The 24,625-nt window shown below is 69.6% G+C and carries 25 protein-coding genes; 9 read left to right on the forward strand and 16 right to left on the reverse strand.

Annotation, left to right across the window (positions count from 1 at the left end):
• Positions 1–639 carry a nucleoside/nucleotide kinase family protein gene (locus LVQ62_RS04800; protein WP_233765770.1) on the reverse strand — a complete coding sequence of 213 codons (639 nt, stop codon included), beginning with the start codon at positions 637–639 and terminating at the stop codon, positions 1–3.
• Between the two features lie 57 nt (positions 640–696).
• Here LVQ62_RS04800 and LVQ62_RS04805 point away from each other — a divergent pair, with 57 nt between their 5' ends.
• Positions 697–1,293: a LysE/ArgO family amino acid transporter gene (locus LVQ62_RS04805; protein ID WP_233765772.1), complete on the forward strand. Its 597-nt coding sequence runs from the start codon at positions 697–699 to the stop codon at positions 1,291–1,293.
• Between the two features lie 18 nt (positions 1,294–1,311).
• Here the strand turns inward: LVQ62_RS04805 and LVQ62_RS04810 are convergent, their stop codons facing one another.
• Positions 1,312–1,635, reverse strand: coding sequence for an Lsr2 family protein (locus tag LVQ62_RS04810; RefSeq protein WP_233765774.1), 324 nt, complete (start codon positions 1,633–1,635; stop codon positions 1,312–1,314).
• Positions 1,636–1,735: 100 nt separating this feature from the next.
• On the opposite strand from LVQ62_RS04810, the gene LVQ62_RS04815 reads away from it, so the two are divergent.
• The gene (locus tag LVQ62_RS04815; protein ID WP_233765776.1) at positions 1,736–3,112 is read left to right on the forward strand and encodes an FAD-binding oxidoreductase; all 1,377 of its coding nucleotides are present in this window, start codon (positions 1,736–1,738) and stop codon (positions 3,110–3,112) included.
• Positions 3,113–3,141: 29 nt separating this feature from the next.
• The gene (locus LVQ62_RS04820; protein WP_233765779.1) at positions 3,142–3,714 is read left to right on the forward strand and encodes a GNAT family N-acetyltransferase; all 573 of its coding nucleotides are present in this window, start codon (positions 3,142–3,144) and stop codon (positions 3,712–3,714) included.
• 10 nt (positions 3,715–3,724) lie between these two features.
• Here LVQ62_RS04820 and LVQ62_RS04825 read toward each other — a convergent pair whose 3' ends face one another.
• The 3 genes from LVQ62_RS04825 to LVQ62_RS04835 all read right to left on the reverse strand — a co-directional run bounded on the left by LVQ62_RS04825 (position 3,725) and on the right by LVQ62_RS04835 (position 7,585).
• The gene (locus LVQ62_RS04825) at positions 3,725–4,285 is read right to left on the reverse strand and encodes a dienelactone hydrolase family protein (RefSeq protein WP_233765780.1); all 561 of its coding nucleotides are present in this window, start codon (positions 4,283–4,285) and stop codon (positions 3,725–3,727) included.
• Positions 4,286–4,416: 131 nt separating this feature from the next.
• Positions 4,417–6,387: a protease pro-enzyme activation domain-containing protein gene (locus LVQ62_RS04830; protein WP_233765782.1), complete on the reverse strand. Its 1,971-nt coding sequence runs from the start codon at positions 6,385–6,387 to the stop codon at positions 4,417–4,419.
• Between the two features lie 175 nt (positions 6,388–6,562).
• On the reverse strand, positions 6,563–7,585 hold the full coding sequence (locus LVQ62_RS04835) for a 6-phosphofructokinase (protein WP_179483815.1): 1,023 nt from the start codon (positions 7,583–7,585) through the stop codon (positions 6,563–6,565).
• 157 nt (positions 7,586–7,742) lie between these two features.
• Here LVQ62_RS04835 and LVQ62_RS04840 point away from each other — a divergent pair, with 157 nt between their 5' ends.
• Entirely contained in the window at positions 7,743–8,558 is an 816-nt protein-coding gene (locus tag LVQ62_RS04840; RefSeq protein ID WP_233765785.1) for an alpha/beta fold hydrolase, read from the forward strand.
• 75 nt (positions 8,559–8,633) lie between these two features.
• The gene (locus LVQ62_RS04845; protein WP_179483278.1) at positions 8,634–10,031 is read left to right on the forward strand and encodes a glucose-6-phosphate dehydrogenase; all 1,398 of its coding nucleotides are present in this window, start codon (positions 8,634–8,636) and stop codon (positions 10,029–10,031) included.
• A gap of 82 nt (positions 10,032–10,113) precedes the next feature.
• Here LVQ62_RS04845 and LVQ62_RS04850 read toward each other — a convergent pair whose 3' ends face one another.
• Both LVQ62_RS04850 and LVQ62_RS04855 read right to left on the reverse strand, forming a co-directional pair.
• A complete protein-coding gene (locus tag LVQ62_RS04850) occupies positions 10,114–10,938 on the reverse strand; it encodes an SDR family NAD(P)-dependent oxidoreductase (RefSeq protein WP_233765787.1) in 825 nt (274 codons plus the stop codon).
• Between the two features lie 60 nt (positions 10,939–10,998).
• Positions 10,999–11,397, reverse strand: coding sequence for a MerR family transcriptional regulator (locus LVQ62_RS04855; RefSeq protein ID WP_233765789.1), 399 nt, complete (start codon positions 11,395–11,397; stop codon positions 10,999–11,001).
• A gap of 250 nt (positions 11,398–11,647) precedes the next feature.
• Between LVQ62_RS04855 and LVQ62_RS04860 the strand changes: the two genes are divergently transcribed.
• Both LVQ62_RS04860 and LVQ62_RS04865 read left to right on the forward strand, forming a co-directional pair.
• Entirely contained in the window at positions 11,648–12,586 is a 939-nt protein-coding gene (locus tag LVQ62_RS04860) for a zinc-binding dehydrogenase (protein ID WP_233767650.1), read from the forward strand.
• A 155-nt stretch (positions 12,587–12,741) separates the two neighbouring features.
• Entirely contained in the window at positions 12,742–13,401 is a 660-nt protein-coding gene (locus LVQ62_RS04865; protein ID WP_233765794.1) for a Type 1 glutamine amidotransferase-like domain-containing protein, read from the forward strand.
• 20 nt (positions 13,402–13,421) lie between these two features.
• On the opposite strand, the gene LVQ62_RS04870 is transcribed toward LVQ62_RS04865, so the two are convergent.
• Positions 13,422–14,435: a hypothetical protein gene (locus tag LVQ62_RS04870; RefSeq protein ID WP_233765806.1), complete on the reverse strand. Its 1,014-nt coding sequence runs from the start codon at positions 14,433–14,435 to the stop codon at positions 13,422–13,424.
• Positions 14,436–14,625: 190 nt separating this feature from the next.
• On the opposite strand from LVQ62_RS04870, the gene LVQ62_RS04875 reads away from it, so the two are divergent.
• On the forward strand, positions 14,626–15,111 hold the full coding sequence (locus LVQ62_RS04875) for a GNAT family N-acetyltransferase (RefSeq protein ID WP_233765813.1): 486 nt from the start codon (positions 14,626–14,628) through the stop codon (positions 15,109–15,111).
• 69 nt (positions 15,112–15,180) lie between these two features.
• Here LVQ62_RS04875 and LVQ62_RS04880 read toward each other — a convergent pair whose 3' ends face one another.
• The 7 genes from LVQ62_RS04880 to LVQ62_RS04910 form a co-directional block, all read right to left on the reverse strand.
• Positions 15,181–16,962, reverse strand: coding sequence for an L-lactate permease (locus tag LVQ62_RS04880; protein WP_370639670.1), 1,782 nt, complete (start codon positions 16,960–16,962; stop codon positions 15,181–15,183).
• Between the two features lie 58 nt (positions 16,963–17,020).
• Positions 17,021–18,199 carry a (Fe-S)-binding protein gene (locus LVQ62_RS04885; protein ID WP_233765820.1) on the reverse strand — a complete coding sequence of 393 codons (1,179 nt, stop codon included), beginning with the start codon at positions 18,197–18,199 and terminating at the stop codon, positions 17,021–17,023.
• A complete protein-coding gene (locus tag LVQ62_RS04890; RefSeq protein WP_233765822.1) occupies positions 18,169–18,402 on the reverse strand; it encodes a hypothetical protein in 234 nt (77 codons plus the stop codon). Before LVQ62_RS04890 ends, LVQ62_RS04885 begins: the two co-directional genes overlap by 31 nt.
• 66 nt (positions 18,403–18,468) lie before the next feature.
• A complete protein-coding gene (locus LVQ62_RS04895) occupies positions 18,469–19,668 on the reverse strand; it encodes an FAD-binding oxidoreductase (protein ID WP_233765824.1) in 1,200 nt (399 codons plus the stop codon).
• 6 nt (positions 19,669–19,674) lie between these two features.
• Positions 19,675–21,162 carry an FAD-linked oxidase C-terminal domain-containing protein gene (locus LVQ62_RS04900; protein WP_233765826.1) on the reverse strand — a complete coding sequence of 496 codons (1,488 nt, stop codon included), beginning with the start codon at positions 21,160–21,162 and terminating at the stop codon, positions 19,675–19,677.
• A gap of 153 nt (positions 21,163–21,315) precedes the next feature.
• Entirely contained in the window at positions 21,316–21,804 is a 489-nt protein-coding gene (locus LVQ62_RS04905; RefSeq protein ID WP_233765832.1) for a GNAT family N-acetyltransferase, read from the reverse strand.
• Between the two features lie 85 nt (positions 21,805–21,889).
• Complete coding sequence (locus LVQ62_RS04910; RefSeq protein WP_233765834.1) at positions 21,890–22,570, reverse strand: NADPH-dependent F420 reductase; 681 nt, start codon at positions 22,568–22,570, stop codon at positions 21,890–21,892.
• Between the two features lie 113 nt (positions 22,571–22,683).
• Between LVQ62_RS04910 and LVQ62_RS04915 the strand changes: the two genes are divergently transcribed.
• The gene (locus tag LVQ62_RS04915) at positions 22,684–23,361 is read left to right on the forward strand and encodes an alpha/beta hydrolase (RefSeq protein WP_179483266.1); all 678 of its coding nucleotides are present in this window, start codon (positions 22,684–22,686) and stop codon (positions 23,359–23,361) included.
• Between the two features lie 17 nt (positions 23,362–23,378).
• Here the strand turns inward: LVQ62_RS04915 and LVQ62_RS04920 are convergent, their stop codons facing one another.
• Positions 23,379–24,515 carry a geranylgeranyl reductase family protein gene (locus LVQ62_RS04920; protein ID WP_233765836.1) on the reverse strand — a complete coding sequence of 379 codons (1,137 nt, stop codon included), beginning with the start codon at positions 24,513–24,515 and terminating at the stop codon, positions 23,379–23,381.
• Between the last annotated feature and the right edge of the window lie 110 nt (positions 24,516–24,625).

The raw sequence follows: 24,625 nt of genomic DNA on the forward strand, positions 1-24,625 counted from the left end.
TCAGCCGGCGCGTACGACGACGTCGGCGGCCCGGCGCGACGCGGCGACGAGCCGGGCGTTGACCTCGTCCGTGCCGAGTGCCCGGTGCGCTGCCTCCTGCGGGGAGCGCCCGAAGTCCTGGTGGCGGCGGGTCAGGCGCTCGCGGCGTACGCCGTCCGGCAGCTCCAGGTACCAGCACTCGTCGAGGCACGCTCGCACCGTGCGCCACGGGTCCTGCTCCAGCAGAAGGTAGTTGCCCTCCGTGATGATCAGTCTGTCGTCGGGTGCGACGGCGATGGCTCCGGCGATCGGGTCCTCGAGGGAGCGGTCGAACCGGGGTGCCCACACCGTCGAATCGCTCGCCGCCTGGGCCCGCACCCGGCCGAGGAGATCGGCGTAGCCCGCTGCGTCGAAGGTGTGCGGAGCGCCCTTGACGTCGGCCCAGCTGCGGGCGTCGAGCACGGCCTGCGCCAGGTGGTAGCCGTCCATCGGCACGACGACCGCGCGGATCCCGGCCGCGATCGCCCAGCCGTGCACCCGTTCGGCGACCGTCGACTTGCCGGCAGCGGGAGGACCGGTGATGCCGAGGACGATGCGGCCCGCGTCCAGTCGCGGTCGCAGCCTGTCCCAGGCGTGCTCGAGGCCCACCGATGTGCTCACCCGGACAGGCTAGGGGTGTCCGGGCGCCGGATCGGTCGCTCGTACGCTGATCGCCTCATGTTGACGTCGGCGTTCACCGGTTTCGCGACCGGCCTGTCGCTGATCGTCGCGATCGGGGCGCAGAACGCGTACGTGCTACGCCAGGGGCTCGCGCGCGACCACGTCGCGGTCGTCGTCGCCATCTGCGCCCTGAGCGACGCCGTGCTCATCGCGGCAGGGGTCGGTGGGGTGGGCGCTCTCGTCGCCTTGCACCCGACGGTGCTGACGCTGCTGAAGTTCGCGGGCGCGGCGTACCTGCTGTGGTTCGGCGTGCGCTCGCTGCTCGCGGCGCGGCACCCCTCCGCGCTCGGACCAGTGGTCCTGTCCGGAGCTCGATCGGTGGTCGCGACCACCCTCGCCCTCACCTTCCTCAACCCGCACGTCTATCTCGACACCGTCCTGATGCTCGGCAACATCGCCAATCAGCAGGGATCGCAGGGGCGTTGGTGGTTCGCGGGCGGTGCGGCCCTCGCGAGCGTCGTGTGGTTCTGCTCCATCGGATACGGCGCTGCCGCCAGTGCACGCTGGCTCGTGCGGCCGCGCACCTGGCAAGTGCTCGACGTGCTGATCGGGATCACCATGATCGTGATCGCCGTCGTCCTGGTGACGAGCTGAGGCGTCGGACGGGCCGGCTCAGTTCCCGGCGGCGCGGAACTGCTCGACGACGGCATCGGGAATGCGGCCCTTGGAGGGAAGAGCAAGATCCCGCGACGTGGCCCAGGCGCGCACGGCGCGAGGGTCGACCGGGGTCTCCACCTGGCGCGGGACCGCGGGGTGCGTCGTCCCCGCGCGACGGGCGTGCTCACGCCACGTCCCCAGGGTCGACCGCAGCTGCTCGGCGTGAGCCTTCGACACATCAATCTCGTATGTCACACCGTCCAGAGCGAACCGGACCGTCTCCACCGCCGGACCGCCGTCGAGGTCGTCCTCCAACACGGTCACCACACGCTGCGTCATGCCTGGATCATCGCAGCCGCCCGGTCGCGAACCTGGGACCTCGGCCCGCTCCGCGCCGGACCGTCGACATCTCGGGCATTCGACCTGACAGGCTTGGTGAATGACGGTCAACGGCGCGGTCTCTCACTGGTGGTCCACTCTCGGCGGCCCGCCGGTGCGGCGCCCTGCACTCGACGGCGATCGTGACGCGGACGTCTGCATCGTCGGCGCCGGATACACGGGTCTGTGGGCGGCGTTCTACCTCAAGCAGATCCGCCCCTCCCTCGACGTGGTCGTGGTCGAGCGCGAATTCGCCGGATTCGGCGCCTCCGGCCGCAACGGCGGCTGGCTCACCGCCGCGCTCCCGGGGTCGCGCGCCGTCCTCGCGAAGGGCCCCACGGGACGGACGGGCGTGATCGACTTCGAGGCCGAGCTGCGCCGTCAGGTCGACGAGGTGATCGCGGTGTGCGCCGAATCGGACATCGACGCGGACATCGTCAAGGGCGGCGAGCTGACCGTGGCGACCACGCCGGCTCAGACCGGCCGGTTGCGGGCGGCCTACGACGAGGACCGCGGCTGGCAGGTCCCGGACGACGAATGGCTCGACGCGGCACAGGCGTCCGCCCGGATCGCGATCGACGGGGTGCGGGCGGCGATCTGGACCCCGCACTGCGCCAGGATCCATCCCGCGAAGCTCATCGAAGGGCTGGCGCGGACCGTGGAGCAGCTGGGGGTCTCGATCGTCGAGGACACGGCCGTGACCTCCATCGCGCCGCACGCCGTGCACACCGACCACGGCACGGTCCGCGCACAGCAGGTGCTGCGGTGCACCGAGGGCTTCACCGCGGGACTGCCGGGGGAGCGGCGCACCTGGTTGCCGATGAACTCCTCGATGATCGCGACCGACCCGATCCCGGCCGAGGTGTGGGCACGGATCGGGTGGGAGGGCCGCGAGGTGCTGGGCGACGAGGCGCACGTCTACATCTACGCCCAACGCACCGCCGACGACCGGATCGCGATCGGTGGCAGGGGCGTCCCCTACCGCTACGGGTCGCGGACCGACAACGACGGCACCACCCACGAGGCCACCGTCACCCAGCTGGCCGCGGCGTTGCACCGGCTGCTGCCGGCCACCCGGGACGTGCCCGTCGCGCACGCGTGGTCGGGGGTGTTGGGCGTGCCGCGGGACTGGTCGGCGACCGTGTCGTACGACGCCTCGACGGGTCTGGGGTACAGCGGTGGATACGTCGGGCACGGAGTCACCGCGGCGTCGCTCGGCGGGCGCACGCTCGCTGAGCTGGTGACCGGCGAGGACACCGAGCGCACCCGGCTGCCCTGGGTCAACCGCACGGTGCAGCGCTGGGAGCCGGAACCGTTGCGGTGGCTGGGTGTTCGCGGCCTGTACGCGGCGTACCGGCGGGCTGACCAGCGGGAGCTCGCGACAGGGAGGTCCTCGGCGATCGCCCGGGTGGCCGACGTGGTCTCCCGCAAGCCCTGACCCACGGATCCCGGTCGTATTCTCGCTGGGTGCTGGTGACCACGACGACGCTGCAGATGACCATCCGGCCTCCGGCGCGCACCGTCGAGCTGCCGCCGGGCGCCCGGATCGACCGGGTCGGCGCCACGACACCGGAATTCGCGCGCTGGCTGTACGCCGCCGTGGGCGGCCCGTGGCGCTGGACCGACCGGTTGGAGTGGACGCGCGAGCAATGGGCCGAGGAGTTGTCTCGGCCCGGTACCGAGCTGCACGTGCTGTACGTCGATGGCGCGCCGGCCGGGTACGTGCAGCTGGCAGCGGTGGTCGAGGCCGGCGCCACCTCGGTGGAGATCCTGCACTTCGGGCTGCTCACGCACGCCGTCGGACGAGGCCTCGGCCGCGCGCTGCTCACGTACGCGATCGAGGCCGGGTGGACGCTGCCCGAGCGGCACGCCCTGCCGGCGACCGGCCGCGTCTGGCTGCACACCTGCGACCTCGACGGCCCGCACGCCCTGGCCAACTACCGCGCCCGGGGTTTCGAGGTGGTGGCTCGCGCGACGGCCGAGGAGGAGCGGCCGGCCGAGCCGCTCGGCGCGTGGGTCTCGGCAGGCGGGACGACCTGAGCGGAACCGGTCAGGAGGACAGGAGCTCCAGCACGCGGTGGACACTGCGGTCGCGCGCGTCGCGGTCGCCGTCGGCGACCCCGAGATCGGTGAAGAGGTGGCCGCTGCCGGGGACCACCGCGTCCTCGAAGGATGCTCCCGAAGCGCGTACGGCGGCGCCGAGGGCGACCACGTCGCTCTCCTCGATGATCGGGTCGGACGCGTACCGGTGCACCTGCACCGGCATCCCCGGCCAGTCGCCGCGCACCGGCCCGACCGCGTGCAGCAGGATCGTCGCGCGCGCCGCCGGACGGGCAGCACTCAGATGCTGCGCGAATGCCGCGCCGAGCGAGAACCCGGCCAGCACGGCATCGTCCGGCAGGTCGCCCAGCTGGTCCGTCAGCCGCGCGAGCAACGTTCTGCCGCCCACCTCGTCGCGGTAGGCGATGCCTTCGGCCTGGACGTCGAAGACGTGTCCGTCGTAGAAGTCGGGGGTCCGTACGAGGTGACCGCCGGCGCGTAACAGGTCGGCGTACTCCTCGACGGCGGGGCGCAGCCCGAGAGCGGAGTGGAGCAGCAGGATCTCGGCCATCGGGCCACCCTCTCATCGGTGGGTCGAGAGATCGGGTGACCGGGCCGGATGAGACGCGTCCGGACGCACAGGACGGGGGCCCCGGCATACCGGAGCCCCCGTCTGATGCGATCGACCGATCGCAGGTCGTGCTACTTCAGCAGTGCTGCCAGGAACACCTTGGTCGACGTCGGCACACCGAACCCGGTCAGGTTGTCGTATCCCTTGTCCGAGGTCAGCGTCTGGTCCTCGAGGTTCTGGGAGTTGACGCTCACCGTGGTCAGTGCCTGGTAGATCGCACCCGTCGTCTTGTCGACGAAGTTGGCCTTCAGCTCGAAACCGTGCGTGAGCTGGTTGCCCTTGATGTCGGTGAGACCGGCGTGGCCCGCACCGTAGATGATCGGGTTCAGGAAGCCCAGTCGCTTCCCGGCCAACGCCAGGGTGCCGGCAGTCCACGGCGAGGACCAGCTGGTCCCGCCGATCTTGCCGAGGGTGAAGTCACCCGAGGCCGTGGACCCGTCGTGGTACCCGATCAGGTACCCGGTGTACGGGTCGGCCGCGCCGGCCAGGTCAGGGTAGACCCGGTGCGGGTCGACGCCGGCGAAGCGGGTCGGGACGACGCCCTTCTGGTAGTACGGCTGCGGGTGGTAATCGCTCGTGCCGCCACCACCGCCGTACCGGTAGGTCCAGGAGCCCCAGCTGTCGTTGGTGCGGACGCTGCGCTCGGTATTCCACGCCTGCTCCCAGCCGACCTTCGAACCGGAGACATTGGACGTGCCGAGCGACGTTCCGCCGACGGCCGTGACCCACGGGTTGGCGGCCGGGTAGTCCGGACTCGGCGGGGTCACCTTCTGATTGCCATTCGTGTTGTCGCCCTCGTCGCCGGAGGAGAAGAGCACCGGGATGCCCTGCGCCGCGGCCTGCATGAAGACCGAGCTGTACGCGTCGTTCGTCGCCGCGTCGTTGGTCTCGCTGCCACCCCAGGAGTCGGTGATGACGTCGACGCTGTTGTTGTCCACGAGGGCGTGCAGCGCGGTGAGGAGTGAGTCGTCCAACGGCGCGGACGCCGCAGAGTAGACGATCTTGGCGTCCGGTGCTGCGCCGTGGATCGACTGGACGTCCAGTGCCTGCTCCACGTTGACGCCACCGGAGTCGGTGTTGTCGCAGTAGTCGGAGTTGTAGCCGCCGGCCGGTGCGAGCACCTGGTACTGACTGGACTTCAGCTTCTGGTAGTGCAGGTCACCGGCCCAGGTGTTGGTGTCGTTGAAGATCCGCGGGTCGTTGCACCACAGGGTGATGCCGACCTTCATGCCCTTGCCGGTGGACTTGACCTTGTTGATGCCGCGTGCGGCCTGCATCTGCTGCGGGGTGTAGCCGCACATCGAGCCGGGGAGCTTCTTGTTCAACGGAGCCTTGCCCGCCGGGATGTAGGGCAACGTGTACTGCCCGTAGTACGCGGAGCAGGCGTCACTGGTGCCGGACTTCGCGGAGGTCGTGGCGCCCAACGACTTCAGGTTGGGGGTCGCCTTCTTGGACGTGGTGTCCGGGCGCACGTTGGTGGTGTGCAGCAGTCGCGACTGGTCCAGGCCGACGACGCCCGCGATGGACCCGGCGAGATTCGCGGGGACGGTGACGGAGGTCGCCGGCGCGGTGAAGGTGCGCGCGCCGGTCTTGTACGAGTGGATCTTGGTCGCGAAGGCCTTCTGCACCGCGGAGGTGGAACCGCTCACCGTGATGAACGTGCGGGTCGGGGACACCTTGCCGGGCTTGAGGCCCTGGCTGCGCAGCCACGCCGTCACCTGGGCGACCTCCGCTGAGGTCGCGGAGTACCGCGCGGCGTACTGGCCGGGGGTGATGAACTTGCGGTACGACGGGCTCGAGGGGTCGGAGACCGCGCGTACGAACGACTGCAGTCCAGCCGCGTTGCGCGGTTGCAGTGTGACAATGAATGTCGAAGCGGCGCTCGCGCTGGGCGAGCCGATCACCTTGCCCGGTGAGGCGACGGAACGGGCGACGACCTTGCGTGCCGCGGACGGCTGGGCGGCCGCGGAGGTCGGGATCACGCTGGTGGCGGCGCCGGCGGCGAGTGCCACCGCCCCCGCTACGGTGAGTGCCTTTTTCATGTGAATCCTTCCGGAAACATGCTCGCGGACCCTGTTTGAGCCGACGCGAGAGGATGGTTCACCTTGGACACACGCGCACAGGAACCGCAACGGGTAGACAAAAGATTGACTGGATATTTACCCTTGGTCCGCAATTTCTGCTGTGAATCAGTCGGATTCGCGACGCGGTGGCGTATCAGCCGAATAGGATCGCCGCTTCGTCCCACCGTTCCCGCGGGACGGTCTTCAGCACCGTGGTTGCAGCGTGCAGGTCGACGTGCACGATCGATTCCCCGGACAGCGACACCATCGACCCCCACCGTTCGGCGATGACGGCGTCGATCGCAGCCGCCCCGAAGCGCGTTGCGAGCACCCGGTCGTACGCAGTCGGCACCCCGCCGCGCTGCAGGTGGCCGAGGCGTGCCGTGCGTGTCTCGATGCCGGTCTGCTCCTCGATCATCGGAGCGATCGTCTCCCCGATGCCGCCGAGGCGCGGCCGGCCGAACGCGTCCAGTCCCCGCGGCGCGGTCGCACGCTCCTCGCCGGCCGGGATGAATCCTTCCGCGACCACGACGACCGGTGCGCGACCTCGGGATTGGGCGCTGCGCACCCACTCGCACACCTGGTCCAGCGACACCGGGATCTCCGGGATCAGCACCGCGTGGGCCCCGGACGCGAGCCCGGCGTGTAGTGCGATCCATCCCACGTGCCGGCCCATCACCTCGACCACCATGCAGCGGTGGTGCGACTCCGCGGTCGTGCGCAGCCGGTCGATCGACTCGGTCGCGATCGCCACGGCGGTGTCGAAGCCGAAGGTGTAGTCGGTGGCGGACAGGTCGTTGTCGATGGTCTTGGGGACGCCGACGACCGGGAGCCCGTCGTCGGACAGGCGACGCGCGGCGGTCAGGGTGCCCTCGCCGCCGATCGCGATCAACGCGTTCATGGAGTGTCGCTGCATCACCTCGCGCACCCGCTCGGACCCGCCGTGCTCGAACGGGTTGGTGCGCGAGGTGCCGAGGATGGTGCCGCCCTGGCGGGACAGGCCGCGTACGTCGTGGCGCGGCAGGTCGGCGACGTCGTCCTCGACGATGCCCCGCCATCCGTCCCGAATGCCGACGAACCTCTCCTGGTAGATGCGATCGCCCTTGATGACCGCACCGCGGATCACTGCGTTGAGTCCGGGGCAGTCGCCGCCGCTGGTCAGGATGCCGATGGTCACGGACTCACTGCTCATTTCTGGTGAGGGCACGTACGGGCGGGACGACGGGCCGCGGCTCGTCGTCGTTCTCCGAGGGTCATCGGATCGTGCCAAACCGTTTCGCCGCAAGTTACTCCAAGGTAAGGTCGCGCTGACAGCCCCCAGCCGAGGAGTGACGATGACCAGCACCATCTCGTATTCGCGTACCGGATCCGGTGAACCCATCGTGCTGATCCACGGCATCGGGCACCGCCGGGAGGCGTGGAATCGGGTACCCGAACTGCTGGCGCCCGACTTCGACGTGCTCAACATCGACCTTCCCGGGCACGGCAGGTCGCCTGCTCCGGGCAAGCCGGCGGGCTACACGATCACCAGCTACGCCGATCAGGTCGAGGAACTGCTGCGGGAACTGGCGGTGACCCAGCCGCACGTGGCCGGCAACTCCCTCGGCGGGATCCTGGCACTGGAGCTGGCGGCCCGCGGCAGCGTGCAGAGCTGCGCGGCGTTCTCGCCCGCCGGGTTCTGGTCCAAGGCGGAGCTCGGACTCCTCGCGATGAATCTGCTCGCGCTGAAGGTGTCGTCCTACGCGCCCGGTCCGGTCATCGAGGCCGTCTGCGGCAACGAGCGGCTGCGGGCGATCTCGATGCGCTCGCTCTACGTGCACCCGGAGCACCTCAGCACCGAGGAGGCGATCGGCGACACCTACAACCTGCGCCGGGCCAAGGGGTTCTGGCCCTGCTTCATCCGAGGGATCGGTTTGTCCTACAAGCAGATTCCGCTCGTGCCGAGCACTATTGCCTGGGGTGAGAAGGACCGGCTGCTGCTCCCGCGGCAGGCCGGCCGAGCCGCGCGGAAGCTGCCCAGCGTCACCCACGTGCCGTTGCCGGACTGTGGCCACGTGCCGATGGTCGACCACCCCGAGCTGATCGCGAGCGTCATCCGCGAGACCACCGCACGGGTCGGCGTACGCCAGTTGTCGTCCGTCTCGGGCTGAGCCCGGGCGCGGCTCGTACGACGGGCATGTGCGAGGTCGCACGTGCTCGGCCGGGCGGCGTGGAATGCTGGCGGCATGGCCACCACGGACGATCCCGTAACCCTGCTCATCCTCGGCGCCAGCGGCGACCTGACTCAGCGACTGCTGCTGCCCGGACTCGGGAGTCTGCTGCACATCGAGCCGGACCGGAAGGTCGAACTCTTCGGGGTCGGCCGTACCGGGTTGGACGACGCCGAGTGGCACCGTCGGATCCGAACGGCGTTCCAGGAGACCGGTGTCACCAAGCGGCGTACCGACCAGGTCGTGAAGTCGGCGCGCTGGCTGACCGCTGACGCGACGCAGGGCGATCACCTCAAGTGGTTGCTCGAACAGTGCTCCGACGGGCCGGTCGTCATCTACTTCGCGCTGCCGCCGGCCGTGTCGATCAAGATCTGCGCGCTGCTGGAGAAGCTGGACGTGCCGGCGGACCTGCGGCTCGCGCTGGAGAAGCCGTTCGGCGAGGACGAGAAGAGCGCGCGGGCGCTCAACGCGCAGCTGCACCGGGTGGTGGCGGAGGACCAGATCTTCCGCATCGACCACTTCATGGGCACCGCGACCGTGCTGAACCTGGTGGGTCTGCGGTTCGCCAACCGGGTGATGGGCCCGATCTGGAGCTCCGAGCACATCGAGCGTGTGGAGATCCTCTACGACGAGGCACTGGCACTGGAGGGCCGCGCGGGCTACTACGACACCGCGGGCGCGTTGCGCGACATGCTGCAGAGCCACCTGCTGCAGGTGATGTCCATCTTCGCGATGGAGCCCATCGCCCAACTGCACCCGCAGGAGCTGGCCGACCTCAAGGCGCAGGTGCTGCGTGCCACCCACCTGTGGCAGGACTCGCCCAAGCGCGCCACGCGACGCGCCCGCTACACCGCCGGCACCCTGGACGGGAAGAAGATCCCGTCGTACGTCGACGAGGAGGGAGTGGATCCCAAGAACGGCACCGAGACCCTCGCCCAGGTCAAGCTCGAGGTGCGCAACAGCCGGTGGTCCGGTGTGCCCATCACGCTGCGCAGCGGCAAGGCGCTCGGCGCTGCCCGCAAACAGATCGTCTGCTACTTCCGTCCTGTGGATCACGTCCCCGAGGGGTTCAACGGGGACGCGCAGGCTGACAGGCTGGTGATCAACCTCAAGCCCGGTGCGGTCTCCCTGGAACTGACGATGAACGCCGAGGGCGATCCGCTCGGTCTGGAGCAGAAGGTGCTGAACGCCGACCTGACGGCCGCCCGCATGCAGGCGTACGGAGAGGTGTTGCGCGACATCCTCGACGGCAACCCGTTGCTCTCCGTGCGTGCGGATGCAGCCGAGTTGGGTTGGCACATCATGGATCCCGTCCTCAAGGCGTGGGCGAAGGACCGGGTGCCGCTGGAGGACTACGCCGCCGGCTCGGCCGGTCCGGAGAACTGGCTGCCCTCGGACTCGGTCGTCGGCTGAGGCGCATCAGCTGCGGGCCGACGTTCGGCCGGAGCATCACGTCCCCGGCCGGGGCAAGTCCTCGACGCCACCGGTTCGCGGGTCAGTGCAGGTACGACGCGCCGTTGAAGTCGACGATCGCGCCCGAGGCCCATTCGGCGCCCGGCTCGGCCAGCGTCATGACCGCAGCCGCGACCTCTTGTGGGGTGGCCACCCGGCCGAAAGGACTCTGGGCGCGTACGGCGTCGCCCTGCGGTCCGTCGAGCACGGCTGCTCCCATGTCGGTGGCGATGAATCCGGGTGCGATGCCGACGCACGCGATCCCGTGGGGTGCCAACGCGACGGCGAGCGACTGGGTCATCGCATGCACCCCGGCCTTGCTCGCGCCGTAGGCCGGCACCTGCGGCTCACCCCGGTAGGCACCCCGCGACCCGACCGTGACGATGCGCCCCCTGGGCAGGTCGTGAGCGGGATCGACCTCCATCATGTGCCGCGCCACGAGATAGGTGACGTTGGCCGTGCCCAGCAGGTTGACGTCGGTCGTGCGGCGCCATCCCTGCACCCAGTCCTCGTATGACGAGTGTTCGACGCTCAGGTCCAGTCGCCTGCCCTGCATGGACGGGTCCTCGGCGAACAGCGCGGCATTGTTCACCAGCACATCGATCCGTCCGAGAGCAGCGGCGGCCTCCCCGACGAGACGCTCGACCTGCTGCGCGTCGGCCAGGTCGCCCTGCACCACGGTGTGCCCGTCGCCTTCGAGTCCGGCGGCCACGGCCTCGGCCTCGGCGCGTGAGGAGCGGTAGTGCACGGCGACTCGGTCGCCGCACACGGACGCGAAGACGCGCGCCACCTCGGCGCCGACCCCGCGCGATGCTCCGGTGACCAGGACGCCGCGGCGGGGCGGTGTGGACGGTTCAGAATTCGTCATACCGGCCATCCTGCCGCCCGTGCACGCGGCCCCCGCGACACGCCCGGTCGCCGCCGCATCTCATGGTTCACGTGGAACGGACCAGATCTTGTCGGCCGATCCCTGCTCGAGGCGCTCGCGATATGCCTGGATCTTGCCGTTGATCATCTCCAGGTCCATCGACAACTGGGCTTGCTGAGCCAGTACGCGCTCGCGCTGTGCCTCGAGCAGGTGCAGACGGTCGGCCTCGTTGCCCGGCCCGGCACGCACGAGGTCGACGTAGCGGCGGATGAGGTCCGTCGACATGCCGAGGCTCCGCAGCTTCTTGCACGTGTGGATCCACTCGAGTTCAGCGCCTCCGTACCGCCGCGTCCCGCCGCTGGTGCGCATCGGCGTCGTCGGCATCATTCCGGAGCGCTCGTAGTAGCGCAGGGTGTGCACGCTGACGCCGCTGAGGCGGGCGGCCTCAGCGATGGACACCCCGTCGTCCGGCCTCGCGGTGGGGGAATCGAGGTCTTGCCGAGGCTGACTGCCCATGTTCATCCCGTCCGCGTGCCGACTCGTGCTCGAGGCACCGTCGACCGCTCGTGCGAGGTCAGCTCTTGACTTAGAGCGCGCTCTAGACTTTAGCGTGATGGATACGCGATGAGACCCGGTTCCGGTGCTCTGACATCGCAGGCCACCGACAGCGTGGTCAGGCCCTCACGGAAGAGGAACAGTTGTGAGTTCAATGCGCGCGATCGTCGTCGACCCCGATCTCAGGCAGCGGCTCGGCGTTGCCGAGGTCGACCGGCCCGAACCGGGCCCGCACCAAGCTCTGGTTCAGGTCGAAGCGACCTCGCTGAACCGCGGTGACCTGCTCGCCGCGCAGGTCGCCGAGGCCGGCTGGCGGCCCGGGCACGACCTCGCGGGAACGGTGATCGCCGCGGCCGCGGACGGCACCGGGCCCACGGCGGGCAGCCGCGTCGTCGGTCTGCTCGACTCCGGAGCATGGGCCGAGCAGGTAGCCATCGCCACCGATCGACTGGCCGAGTTGCCCGACGCAGTGTCCTTCGCACAGGCATCGACGTTGCCGACCGCCGGACTCACCGCCCACCGGGCGGTGGAGAAGGGTGGATCGCTCCTGGGCAAGCGGGTGCTGATCACCGGTTCGACCGGCGGTGTCGGCCTGTTCGCCCATCAACTCGCCACGAGCAGCGGCGCGTTCGTCGTCGGAACCTCCCGGCAGCCGCGCCACGAGACCGTCGTCCGGGATCTCGGTGCTGACGAGGTCGTCGTGGGTGACGACCTCTCCGCTGCACGTGCGTTCGGCCCCTACGACCTCATCGTGGAGTCGCTGGGTGGGGCTGCGCTCGCGGACGCCATGGGGATGCTGGTGCCCGGCGGCACGTGCGTCTCCTTCGGCTGGTCGGTGTCTGCGCACGTCGAACTGGACCTGCAGGAGTTCCTGGCTGTCGGCGGCGGCACTCTCTACGGCCTGCGGATGTACAACGAGCTGCTGATCCGACCTGCCAGCGAGGACCTGCGGCTGCTCGCCGAGCTGGTCGCCGACCGGCGACTGCGCATCCCGATCGAGGCCGAAGGCAGCTGGGAGGACATCGGCGACATCGCGCACGGCCTGATGAACCGGACGTTCACCGGCAAGGCTGTGCTGCACCTGCACCGCTGATCGGGCCACCACGCGACCGAGAAGGTGGATGAGTGCATCCGTTCCCTGGTGCCGGTGAGGGATGGTTGATCGCCTGCATCCCGGCGCGGTGCGCTGCGTCAGGAACCGCCTAGGCTTTCCGATGGTGGTGTGTCCCGACGGGCAGAGGAGACGCGATGAAGCTGTTGCTCACATCGTGCGGAATCACCAATGCGAGCCTCCGCAACGCCTTGGTGGACCTGTTGGGCAAGCCGATCTCCGAGTGCAGCGCGCTCCTCATTCCCACGGCCGCATACAGCTTCCCTGACGGTCCGGACCTGGCTTTGAGGCTGATCGACGGAACCGCCACGAGTCCCTTGTCCGGGTTGGGGTGGAAGTCGCTGGGGGTACTCGAGCTCAGCGTGTTGCCGACCGTCCGATCGGAGAACTGGGTCCCGCGGCTGCGCGAGACCGACGCCCTGCTGGTCGGCGGCGGCGATCCGATGTTCCTCTGCAGGTGGATGCGTCGATCCGGGCTGGCAGACCTCCTGCCGTCGCTCGACAGCGTCTACGTGGGCGTGAGCGGTGGAAGCGTCGCCGTCGGCGCGGTCGGGGACGACTACGACGGCCGTGACGAGCCTGTCGGGGTCGCTGAGGCAATCGGACTGGTCGAGTTCGCGATCTACCCGCACCTCGACCACCCGGATATGCCCGATGCCGCCCTCGCAGAGATCGAGCGGTGGGCCGGCCGGCTGTCGTCTCCGACCTACGCCATCGACGACCAGACAGCTATAAGAGTCGTCGACGGCGCCGTCGAGGTGATCTCAGAGGGTCGATGGGAGCTGGTAGGGGCTTGACCGAAGCGCGGCTCACGTGCTCACTCCGACGTAGCGGGTCTGATGTCACGTGCGGTGAGGTGGATCGGCCAGAAGCACAGCGCGAGTACCGCCAGGACCAGGCCGCTGTTGGGGTCGGTGCCCTGTCCTGTCGCGATCCCACCGAAGTCTTGGGCGACCACCCAGATGCCCATCGACAGCAGGATCGCCAGGGCTACACCGGCTCGGGCCAGGGCGGGGGGAGCAAGGACGCTGAGCGCGATCAGAACGCAACATGCCGCAAGGATGATCGAGATCCCCGTGTCGTGCCCGATAGCGGAACGCGCGGCCCATGCGTCGATGTCGGCGATCCAGTGGGGTTCGCCGTCGCTCAGTCCCGCAAGCAGGTCGTGGACGGCGCCCGGGGCACGGTCGGCAGGAAGGAGCGCCTCGACGGCGAAACCGAGCCAAAGGAGCAGCCAGACCCCGGTCGCGGCCGCGCGGAGTGGGCTGCTCGTAGCGACGCTGATCGGTGGCCGCCGGCTGTGCACCGCAGGGTGGGTCGGCGGCCACAGGAGGGCCGCGATCACGGCGTAGAGCACGACGGCGCCGGGTAGACCGACCAGGGGCGACACCGGCCCGGTCAGGATCCCGCCGAGGCCTTCGCCGAGCCACCAGACCAGCAGCGCCCACACGATCGAGGAGGACAATGCCGGCTTGACCGTGCGGTGCCAGAACAGACCCAGCGCGATGAGCAGTTGGACGGTGGCGAACACGGCGTTCAGCACCACGATGTGATGGACCATGAGGGTGGCTGACCACTCGACCGGGCTATGGACCCAACCTGGGTTGCCCTCGGCGGTGGGTCGGATCACCTCGCGAGGGAACGCACCGGTGAACATGTACGGCTGGTACTGCAGTGCGGCATCCAACAGCCACAACGACCCCAGGGCCCAGAGCAATATCCTGCGCCATCGCACCAGCGGGAGCCGCCACGACATGTCGGTGGCCGCCTCGCCGCCGTCCGATGTCGCGGCGCCCGCCGGCGGGGTGACCGAAGACTTCTGAACACGCATCAGCAACCTCCTGCGCGTCGCCACGTGGCGCCGCCACGCACGGTGTTCGGAACCGAGGGCGCATCGGACGTGGGGGTGATGGTTCCGGTGAACGGGACGGTCTCCGCAGCGCGCGGATCGCGCCACCGAGCATGCGTCACCGGGACCGCAATCCGGTGGCGGTGGTGACAGACGTCTGGTTCCTGTCCCGGTGACCGACCTGCACACCGAGCGCCTCATCCTGCATCCCGTCGACACCGCCGAAGCAGAACGCATCGTCGCGGGTCGACCGGACCCTGAGGAGTCCTGGGCGGGGGACTTCCCCTTCGACGGCGACGTCATCGGCGCCACTATGTTCCTGCGCGCCACCGCCGCGCATGGTGACCAACGGCCCTTCGGTCACTACGTGGTCATTCGAGTCTCGGACGGGCAGGCGATCGGCGGCGCCGGTTTCAAGGGACGGCCTGAGAACGGTTGCGGCGAGATCGGATACGGCCTCGCGCCCTCTGCCCGAGGACACGGCTATGCGGCCGAAGCCGCTCGGTCTCTCGTTGCCCTCGCACGCGAGCACGGGCTCACGCGTGTCGTCGCCGATACGGACAAGGCCAACGTCGCTTCGCGGCGAACGCTCGAGCACGCAGGGTTCACGCGGATCGGCGCCGACGGCGACCTCCATCTCTTCGAGGTCGTCCTCTGACCAGGCGGCGCGCGTAGGAGCCGTGGCCCAGCCTGCTGCTTCCCTGCTCGCCGTCGGCGCCGACTCAGATCACGGAAGCATCCACGACAGCACGCTCGTGGACTGCAGATAGACGAGCAGGCACACGAAGAGCAGGAAGCCGACCGTCCACCCGAGGATCCTGCGCAGGATGACACCCTCCTGTCCGGCCAGGCCCACCGATGCGGCGGCGATGGCCAGGTTCTGCGGAGAGATCATCTTGCCCAGGACGCCGCCCGAACTGTTAGCTGCCGCCATCAGGGTCGGTGACAGCTGCGCCTGTTGCGCGGCGGAGACCTGCAGCGTGCCGAAGAGGGCGTTGGAGGAGGTGTCGGACCCGGTGACCGCGACGCCGAGCCACCCGAGGATGGGCGCCAGGAGGGCGAACACCCCGCCGGCGCCGGCCATCCACCGGCCGATCGTGATGGTCTGCCCGGACAGGTTCATCACGTAGGCGAGGGCCAGCACGCCGGCGACGGTCAGGATGGCCCACTTGAGCTGATCCAGGGTCTTGAGGTAGTCGCGCGCTGCCGCCGCGGGCTTCACCCTGAGCACGATCATCGTGAGCAGCCCGGAGATCAGCAGCAGCGTGCCGGCGGCGGGGAGCCAGGCGAAGGCGAACGTGACGGCGGACGGGGTCTTCCCGGCCGGTGTCCGGATGTGCAACCCGGGCCAGGCGAACGTGGTGGCGCCCTTGGCCAGCAACTTCGTGACGAACCCGATCTGGGCGACCGCGAAGACGACGATGATGATCAGGTACGGCGCGTACGCCCGGAAGATGTCGCCGCGGGAATCGGACGCCGTCCCATCCGGCATGCCGGCCGCATCCGATCCTCCGTCCGGCCCACCCGCGGCAGCAGATGCGGTCTGGCGTGCCCCCGAGGTCGTGGGTGACCGGTCCGCACCGGCACCTCGGCCGCCGCCCAACTCCACCGCATGCGCAGACGCCGTCGCCGCCGCGAGATGGGTCTGCACGTCCTCCTCGCTCATGCCGTCTGCAGCGAGCACCTCACGCGGCTGCCACACGCGCACGAGCAGTACGACAGCCATCGCCGAGCCGAGCGACGCGACGATGTCGGTGAGCGGGATCGAGATGTAGTTGGAGCAGAGGAACTGCAGCAGCCCGAAGATGGCACCGCCGAGGAGAGCGACCGGCCAGGTCTGCTTGAGTCCGCGCCTGCCATCGACCATGAAGACCAGGGCCAAGGGGACGAAGATCGCCAGCACCGGGGTCTGACGCCCGACGACGGAGGCCAGGTCCTGCTCGGGCAGGTTGCTGATCTTCGCGAGCGTGGTGATCGGCACGGCGATCGCACCGAAGGCGACCGGAGCGGTGTTCGCCACCAGGGCCACCGTCGCCGCCTTGAGCTTGGAGAAGCCGAGCGCGAGCAGCATGACCGATGTGATGGCGACGGGGGTGCCGAAACCGGCGAGCGCCTCCAGCAGGGCGCCGAAGCAGAACGCGATGAGGATCGCCTGGATCCGCTGGTCCGGGGACACGGTGGCGAAGGAACGCCGCAGCACGTCGAAGTGCCCCGTCGTCACCGACATCGTGTAGACCCAGATCGCGTTGACCACGATCCACATGATCGGGAAGAGGCCGAACGCGGCGCCCTCCCCGGCCGCGGAGAACGTCTGCCCCACGGGCATCGAGTACACGGCGATGGCAACGACGATGGACACGGCCAGGGCGATCAGGGCGGCCCACTGGGCGGGCAGCTTGAACACGGCGAGCAGCACGAACACCGTGAGCAGCGGCAGCGCCGCGAAGATCGCTGACAGGCCGAGGGAGTGATGGACGGGATCGAAGATCTGGTCGTACAAGGTGGACACCTCCGGGTGCGGGGAACCAGACGGGACGAGCGACGGCGTACCGGTGAGTCCGGCGGTCCTAGGGCGCCAGGGGGTTGATCCCGCGAATGGAGAAATCCACGAGTTGGACGGGGTGGTAGAGCTTGACGGCGGGGTCGAGGTATCGCCGGATCTGCAACAAGCACCCGGGATTCGCGGTGGCGATCATGTCCGGCTCGACGCTGACGATGTTCGCTACCTTGCGGCGGCCCAGCTCCTCGGCGGGTTCGGGTTGTACGAGGTTGTAGATCCCTGCGGACCCGCAGCACAGGTCCGTCTCGGGGATGTTGAGGACCTGCAGTTGCGGGATCGTGCCGAGCACGGCGCGTGGCTGCGACCGGATCTGCTGGGCGTGGGAGAGGTGGCACGCGTCGTGGTAGGCGACGCGGCCCGGGATCGGGTGACGGGCCGCGACCGAGCCCAGCTCGTCCAACAGCTCGTTGATGTCCCGGACCTTGGCGGAGAAGCGCGCGGCCTTCTCGGCGTACTGCGGGTCGTCGCGCAACAACGCGCCGTAATCCTTCATGGTCGAGCCGCAGCCGGCCACGTTGACCACGATGCTGTCGATCTCGAGAGCAAGGAACCGGTCGATCAGCGCGCGGGCACGCTCGAGGGCTTCTGGCTCCCGTCCCGCGTGCACCGAGAGGGCACCGCAGCACGTCTGGTCCGCCGGCGCGAGGACGTCGCAGCCTTCCGCTGCGAGCACGCGTGCGGTGGCGGCGTTCACCTCGGAGAAGAACACCTGCTGAGCGCACCCGGTGAGCATCGCCACCCGATGACGCGTCGGACCGACCGCCGGGGTGTGCTCGTCGAGGCGGGTCCGGATGTCCCGCAGAGCCATCGGCGGCAACAGCGCCTCGAGGGCCCGCAGCCGGCCGGGTAATTTCTCCAGGAGCCCCGACCTGTGCAGTGGCTTGCGCAGGGAGCGTTGATAAAGGGTGCCGAGCACCGCGGCGGCTCGCAGCCGGTTCGGGTAGGGGAAGAGGGAGAAAATCGCGGCGCGGAACAGCCGGTCCCTGCGGTCGCGGGAGTAGTTGCGCTCGATCTGAGGCCGCACCGCCTCTAACAGCTGGTCGTACTTCACCCCGCTCGGGCACGCGCTGACGCACGCCATACAGCCCAGGCACGCGTCGAAGTGGCCGGTGAAGGTCTCGTCCATCTCCACGGTGCCCTCGCGGCCTGCCTTCATCAGGTAGATGCGACCGCGCGGGGAGTCCATCTCCTCCCCCACAAGGTGTACGTCGGACAGGCAGGAAGGCAGAACCCGCAGTGCACGCAGTCCGAGATCATCGCGTCGGTGGGCGGATGGAAGGCGTCGAAGACTCCCGTGTCCCCATGGTCCTCGACCTGCAGAGCGGTGTCGGGCTGCTGGTGCGCTGCCGCAGGCGTGGTGTCGTGCGACGACGTTGTCTGATCGCTCATGCCGTGGGTCCGTTCGGGCCGGGTGTGGGTGTTCGTACCGCCGGGGTGGCGGGCGCAGGACACGGTTCAGTACCAGCCACGGAACCGCCCGGGTGCGCATCGTTCGAGTGGGTCGAACTGCAGTTTGACCGCGCGCAGCAGCGCCGCGGAGGACGGTGGCGTGCCGAACGGGGCGAGCCGGTCGGCGACCGCAGCGGGTCGAGATCGCAGTGAGCAGCTGCCGCTCAGGGTTTCGACGCTGTCGCGCCACCGCCGTGCGACGTCGGCCTGTGCTCTCGCGGAGCCGCGCAGGACCGCGGTGTGCAGCCCGAGCCCGGTGCTGCTCGCGACCGAGGCGGACACCCCGTGTTCGTCGGCGATCGCATGCAGCGATTCGATGAGCTGCGGCGATGTGCCGGGCAACGCCCCGGCCCGTACGACGGTGTCGTCCGGTCCGCCGGTCGCGGCCTCGGCCACTGCCGCCCATCGTCGGTCGGCCTCGTCCTGGTCCAGGACGTGCGGCGAAAGACCCTCGTCGGTCAGGAGTTTCGCCACCCGGGCCGACCCCGCCGCCGTACCGTCGGCGCTGCCGTCGACCCGGACGAGCAGCATCGGGTCCTCGTCGGGAACGGCACGATCGAGCCACTCCACAGCGGTGGGCTCCACGCCGGAACGCCTCAGTGCCGCTGCGGCCACAGTGGCCTGGTGTGCGGTGGCGCTCGCCAGCACCGTCGCGCTCGACGCGTTCAGGGGATGCAGCCGCACGATGACCTCACCGATGAGTCCGAGGCTTCCGAGAGAGCCGTAGAACAACTTGGTGAGGTCGTATCCGGCGACGTTCTTGATGACGTGACTGCCGCTGTGCGCGATGGTCCCGTCGGCCAACAGCAGGGTCGTGCCGATGGCGAGGTCGCGCATCGTCCCGAACCGCAGCCGACGCGGTCCGGCATCGCCGGTCGCGAGCAGCCCGCCGATGGTCGCGCCGTGTCGTTCGGTGGCCGGGTCCAGGGCCAGCCACTGGCCTTCCTCCGCCAGCTGGGTCTGCAAGGTCTGCAGCGGCATGCCGGCGCCGACCGCGGCTGTCATCTCCCCGGGGTGGTGGCTGATGAGGACGTTCAGGTGGTCGGTGCTGATCTGGAGGTCCGTCGGATCTGGGATCCCACCCCATTGCGCCTTGGTGCCGCCGCCGGTGAACAACACTGTGTGACCGTCGGATTCGCTCTTGCGCAGGACTCTGCTGGCTTCCTCCAGGTCATGGGGCGCGATCTTCTGAGCCGTTTCACTCACCGGCGGTCACCCTCGTCCGATGACGCCGGCGGCTTCCAACGGATGCGGGCGGTAGGGCCCCGGCAACTCGCCGCACAGCCGAGGAGTGGGAAAGATCTTGCCCGGATTGCAGATGCCGTCGGGATCGAACGCCTGGCGCACCCGCTTCATCACGGCCAGATCGTCGGGGGTGAACATCTTCATCATCGAGCAGGCCTTGTCCGCGCCGATTCCGTGCTCGCCGCTGATCGAACCTCCGGTGCGGACGCACAGTTCGACGATCGCGGTCGCAAGGTGCTCCGCCTCGTCGGCCTCACCCTCGTGGCGTGCGTCGTACAGCACCAACGGGTGCAGGTTGCCGTCGCCGGCGTGGAAGACGTTGGCGACCCGCAGTCCGGCCTCGTCGGCCATCTCGGCGATCTGGGTCAGGACCGGACCCAGCTTGCTGCGCGGGATGACCCCGTCCTGGACGAAGTAGTCCGGGCTGATCCGGCCCATCGCCGCGAACGCCGCTTTACGGCCCTTCCAGATCAACGCGCGTTCGTCGACGCTCTCGGGCACCCGGATGTGCGTCGCGCCGTTGGACTCACACACCCGTCGGGCCGTGTCGAAGTCGGTTTCGCACTCGGTGTCGAAACCGTCCAGTTCGACGACCAGGGCCGCCGCTGCGTCACGCGAGAAACCGGCACCGGTGGCTTCCTCGCACGCCTGAATCGCCAGGTTGTCCAGCATCTCCACGGCGGCCGGGATGACACCGGCAGCGACCAGGTCGCCCACGGCGTGACCGGCCTGCTCGACCGAGGCGAAGTCGGCGACCAGCGTGCGCACCGACTCGGGGCGCTGCAGCAACCGGACCGTGACCTCGGTGACGATGCCCATCGTGCCCTCCGAGCCGACGATCACCCCGAGGAGGTCGGGCCCGATGGAGTCCGCGTTGTCGCCGCCGAGGTGCACGATGCTGCCGTCGGGGGTCACGAACGTCACCCCCAGCACGTGATTGGAGGTGAATCCGTACTTGAGACAGTGCGCGCCGCCGCTGTTCTCGGCGACGTTGCCTCCGACGGTGCAGACGATCTGACTCGACGGGTCGGGAGCGAAGTAGAGCCCGTAGGGCGAGGCGAGCACCGAGATGCCTGCGTTGGTGACGCCGGGCTGCACCGTCATCCGTGCGTTGCCGGGGTCGATTCCGATGACCTCGCGCATCCGGGACAGCCCGATCACGATGCCGTCACTCACCGGGAGCGCTCCTCCGGACAGTCCTGTCCCGGCGCCGCGGGCGACGAACGGCACGCCATGCTGCGCGCACAGCGTCACGGCCGCGGCGACCTCCTGAGTGGAGCGCGGCAGAACGACCATGGCGGGGATCGTGCGGTAGCCGGTCAGCCCGTCACATTCGTACGTGCGGAGTTCGCCGGGATCGGTGATCACACCCGACTCCCCGATGGCGGCCACGAGTTGCGACTGCAGGGCGCCGGCGACCTGCCGCGACGGCTGTGTCTGAGCGGTGACACTCATCGAGCGCTCCTCGAATGCTCTCCGCCGCACGGAGAGTCTTTGCCGGAAGGCGAATGCTGTGCGGTGACCTGGATCACACCGACACTTTCACAGAAGACCGCCGCGGGTGAAGAACGAAGCCGCAAGAGCAGACTCGAGCGAGTGAGGCTCGAATCAGCCGACGTAGATCATCGGAGCGACAGCCGGGTCCTCGCAGGAAAGGTCGACGAACCCGTACTCCTCGCAGAACTCGGCGGTCAGATAGCTGTTGGCGTTCAGGTCCAGCACGGCGGTCTTGCCCTGCCGTTGGATGTAGGAGCACGACTGCTTCAACAGGTGCCGGGCGATCCCGTAGTCGTGGGCCTGCGGCTTGATGAGGAATCTGCCGATGGCCAGTAGTGCGCCGGCCGGTCGTCCGGCGCACACGGCCAGAGCACGGGTGGACGACGCCTCGGTGGGGCGGTCAAGCTGCACGTGCCCCACGACGTTCGTCGTCGGCGCGACGTGCACCGGCGCCATGTCGTAGACCCACGCGAGCTCGACGGCGTCCCGCTCCAACCAGGCCCTGGGATCCGTCCCCGACATCGAACTCGGGGCAACGTCCAGGGCCGCGGCGATCTCGCACAGCAGGTCGAGGTCCTGCTGACGTCTCTCGCGGATCATCAGCAGCAACGTACGCCGGCCGGCAGCCCAGATCTCCTCACCGAACGGTGACCCTCGGACTGCCGGCGACGTGTGGCAGGCGGGCTTATCGGATCGTTGCGTCCGCCTGGTCGAGCAGGCCCTGCAACTCGGCACGGTCAGCGCGCTTGGGCTTGTTGAAGTCGCCGCCCTCCGCGTAGGCACCGGCGTACGCGGGCTGGTCACGCTGGAAGCGCCAGCTGTCGGCGAGGCTCCCGGTGTCGAAGACGTCGTACCCGATCGCGTCGATGAAGTCGGAGACCGTCCGCTTGGCGGCAGCGTCGTCCCCGGCGATCATCAGCGTGTTGCGGTCGGCAGCACCGCGAGGGCGCTGCATCGAACCAAGGTGCCCGAAGAAGATGTTGTTGAAGGCCTTCACGACCTTCGCCGACGCCAGGTGCTGCTGGACGAGCCCGCTGGTCGTGGTCTGCTTCTCATCGAGGGCAGCTATCGCACCGTCGCGCTCGGGGTAGTAGTTGCAGGTGTCGATGACGACCTTGCCGGCCAGGGCCTGCGCTGGCACCTGCTCGATCTTGCCGAGCGGGATGGTGACGACGACAATGTCGCCTGCGGCTGCGGCCTCCGACGAGGTCGCGGCGCGGGCCTTGGGCCCGAGACTCTGCACCAGGTCTGCCAGCGTCTCCGGGCCACGCGAGTTGGACACGACGACGTCGTAGCCCGCGTCGACTGCCAGCTGGGCGACGGTGCCGCCGATGTTGCCGCTTCCGATGAATCCGATGGTGGTCATGAAAGCGGCAAGCTCCACCGGAAGGTGAATATTCCCGGGCCTGTTCATCCACGGCGGGCTTCTGCACGGGCGGTGGCTGCGGGCGGCCGCGCAGGGCAGGCGAGGATGAGGTGGTGCCGCAACCACGCCTGATCGAGACCGCTGCCCCTCAGGACCCCGCGGGACTGGTGCTCGTGCTCCACGGCGGTGCCGCGCGGCGCGGCGAGGTCGCGGTCAGCCCGACGCAGCTCTCCGTCGTTCGGATGATCCCCATCGCGGCGCGGGTGGCTCGCGAGAGCTCCGGCCGTCTGGCCGTCTTCCGCCTGCTGAACTCATCCCGGGGCTGGGACACCCAGCACACTCCCGTGCAGGACGTGCAGTGGGCGCTGGAGCAGCTGCGCCAGCGATTCGGGGAGCAGCTCCCGATCTGCCTGATCGGACACTCCCTCGGTGGCCGCGCGGCATTGCTGTCGGCGGACGCGAACGGCGTACGCAGCATCGTCGCGCTCGCGCCCTGGGTCTACCCGAACGACGCCCACGGCCTCGACGCCTCCGGGCGCCAGATCCTCTTCGTGCACGGCTCCCGCGACCGGGTGGCCAAGCCGTCGAGTTCGGCGGCCGTCGCCGCCACCATGGCGGGTACGGCGGAGGTCGGCTACGTGACCATCACCGGCGGCAAGCACGCGATGCTGCGCCATGGAAGCGAATTCGAGCGGCTGGCAGCGGATTTCACGCTGGCGACGCTGCTCGGGACATCGCCGAGCGGGACGGTCGGTCGCGTGCTCGCCGGCGAGACCGCCATCCGGATCTGACCGCCGCTGTGAAGGCGTCAGCGACCGACCGCGCGCAGTCCCCAACGGACGGAACGGTGCTCGAGGGCGTCGGCCAGCGTCGCGTCCCCGCCGGTCAGACGGCCGAACTCGCGCCAGCCCCGTCCGGTGCGGGCGACGATGTGGTGCATCAGTGCCGGCGAGCGTTCGAACGCCCGCAGCGCGATGCGCCCCGCCGCCATCTCGCGGGCCAATGTGCTCGCGACGGCCGCGTCGTACGCCGCGCGCACGCCCGCGGGGTCCGCACCGTCGGCACCGTCGGCACCGACGCTTCGACCGGCGAACCGGCCGGAGCGGACGGCGTACGAGATGCCCTCGCGGGTCCAGGGTTCGAGCAGGCCGGCGGCGTCGCCCGCCACGAGGACGCGGCCGCGTGACAACGGAGAATCCACCGTCCGACATCGGGTGAGGTGGCCCGACGACTGGATCTCTCGCAGACCCGACAGGCCCATGTCGGTGACGAACCTCGCGAGATAGGCGCGCGTCGCCGCGGCGTGACCTCGTGACTGGATGACGCCGACGGTCAGAGTGTCGCCCTTGGGGAAGACCCAGGCGTAGGTGCCGGGGTCGGCGCCCCAGTCCAGATGTACCCGACCTTCCCACCGGTGTGCCTGATCGCCCGTCTCCAACTCCACCTCGAGGCCCAGGTCGACACCGTCCGTCCGCACGCCGACGTGCCGGGCCACCCGGCTCGCCGACCCGTCCGCGCCGATGACGTAGTGCGCAGTGAGCGGACCCTCCGAGGTCTGCAGGGTGACCAGGTCCTCGTCCTGCTCCACGCCCGTGACGGTCACCCCCTCGTGGGTCTGTGCCCCCGCGGCCTCGGCGGAGCGCAGCAGCGCGTGATCGAACGACGCGCGATCGACCAGGCGCAGCAGGCGGCGGTCGCTGCGGCGGTCGGCCCAACGCCCGCCAGCGAGGGTCAGCGTCGCGCGGTGGATCTCGGCGCGCGACGGCAGCTGCAGGTCCTGGGGAAGCGCCGCGAGCGTGGGACCGATGAGGCCGCCCCCGCACGTCTTGTAGCGGGGGAACGTGGCCCGATCCAGGACCAGCACCCCAGCCCCGGCATCGGCGGCTGCGTGCGCGGCGCTGGAACCGGCCGGCCCCGCGCCCACCACGATCACGTCGTACGGCATCGGGTCAGTCTGCCGGGCGGCGCGGGCGCTGCGTGCGTCCGGGCGGCGGGAGGGTCGGTCGCCCCCGGGCGCGGGGCCGGGCGTCGGGCGGCGACGGGCAGAATGGCGAG

This window comes from Allobranchiibius sp. GilTou73 (genome assembly GCF_021391335.1).
Lineage (GTDB): Bacteria > Actinomycetota > Actinomycetes > Actinomycetales > Dermatophilaceae > Allobranchiibius > Allobranchiibius huperziae.

What these genes read in the sequence shown, in the direction of transcription:
- LVQ62_RS04850 (WP_233765787.1), bottom strand. Translation starts at nt 10,938, where the DNA reads ATGACGAATTCTGAACCGTCCACACCGCCCCGCCGCGGCGTCCTGGTC.
- LVQ62_RS04810 (WP_233765774.1), bottom strand. Translation starts at nt 1,635, where the DNA reads ATGACGCAGCGTGTGGTGACCGTGTTGGAGGACGACCTCGACGGCGGT.
- LVQ62_RS04815 (WP_233765776.1), top strand. Translation starts at nt 1,736, where the DNA reads ATGACGGTCAACGGCGCGGTCTCTCACTGGTGGTCCACTCTCGGCGGC.
- LVQ62_RS04840 (WP_233765785.1), top strand. Translation starts at nt 7,743, where the DNA reads ATGACCAGCACCATCTCGTATTCGCGTACCGGATCCGGTGAACCCATC.
- LVQ62_RS04905 (WP_233765832.1), bottom strand. Translation starts at nt 21,804, where the DNA reads ATGATCCGCGAGAGACGTCAGCAGGACCTCGACCTGCTGTGCGAGATC.
- LVQ62_RS04830 (WP_233765782.1), bottom strand. Translation starts at nt 6,387, where the DNA reads ATGAAAAAGGCACTCACCGTAGCGGGGGCGGTGGCACTCGCCGCCGGC.
- LVQ62_RS04870 (WP_233765806.1), bottom strand. Translation starts at nt 14,435, where the DNA reads ATGCGTGTTCAGAAGTCTTCGGTCACCCCGCCGGCGGGCGCCGCGACA.
- LVQ62_RS04860 (WP_233767650.1), top strand. Translation starts at nt 11,648, where the DNA reads ATGCGCGCGATCGTCGTCGACCCCGATCTCAGGCAGCGGCTCGGCGTT.
- LVQ62_RS04890 (WP_233765822.1), bottom strand. Translation starts at nt 18,402, where the DNA reads ATGAGCGATCAGACAACGTCGTCGCACGACACCACGCCTGCGGCAGCG.
- LVQ62_RS04805 (WP_233765772.1), top strand. Translation starts at nt 697, where the DNA reads ATGTTGACGTCGGCGTTCACCGGTTTCGCGACCGGCCTGTCGCTGATC.
- LVQ62_RS04865 (WP_233765794.1), top strand. Translation starts at nt 12,742, where the DNA reads ATGAAGCTGTTGCTCACATCGTGCGGAATCACCAATGCGAGCCTCCGC.
- LVQ62_RS04825 (WP_233765780.1), bottom strand. Translation starts at nt 4,285, where the DNA reads ATGGCCGAGATCCTGCTGCTCCACTCCGCTCTCGGGCTGCGCCCCGCC.
- LVQ62_RS04910 (WP_233765834.1), bottom strand. Translation starts at nt 22,570, where the DNA reads ATGACCACCATCGGATTCATCGGAAGCGGCAACATCGGCGGCACCGTC.
- LVQ62_RS04900 (WP_233765826.1), bottom strand. Translation starts at nt 21,162, where the DNA reads ATGAGTGTCACCGCTCAGACACAGCCGTCGCGGCAGGTCGCCGGCGCC.
- LVQ62_RS04920 (WP_233765836.1), bottom strand. Translation starts at nt 24,515, where the DNA reads ATGCCGTACGACGTGATCGTGGTGGGCGCGGGGCCGGCCGGTTCCAGC.
- LVQ62_RS04845 (WP_179483278.1), top strand. Translation starts at nt 8,634, where the DNA reads ATGGCCACCACGGACGATCCCGTAACCCTGCTCATCCTCGGCGCCAGC.
- LVQ62_RS04885 (WP_233765820.1), bottom strand. Translation starts at nt 18,199, where the DNA reads ATGGACTCCCCGCGCGGTCGCATCTACCTGATGAAGGCAGGCCGCGAG.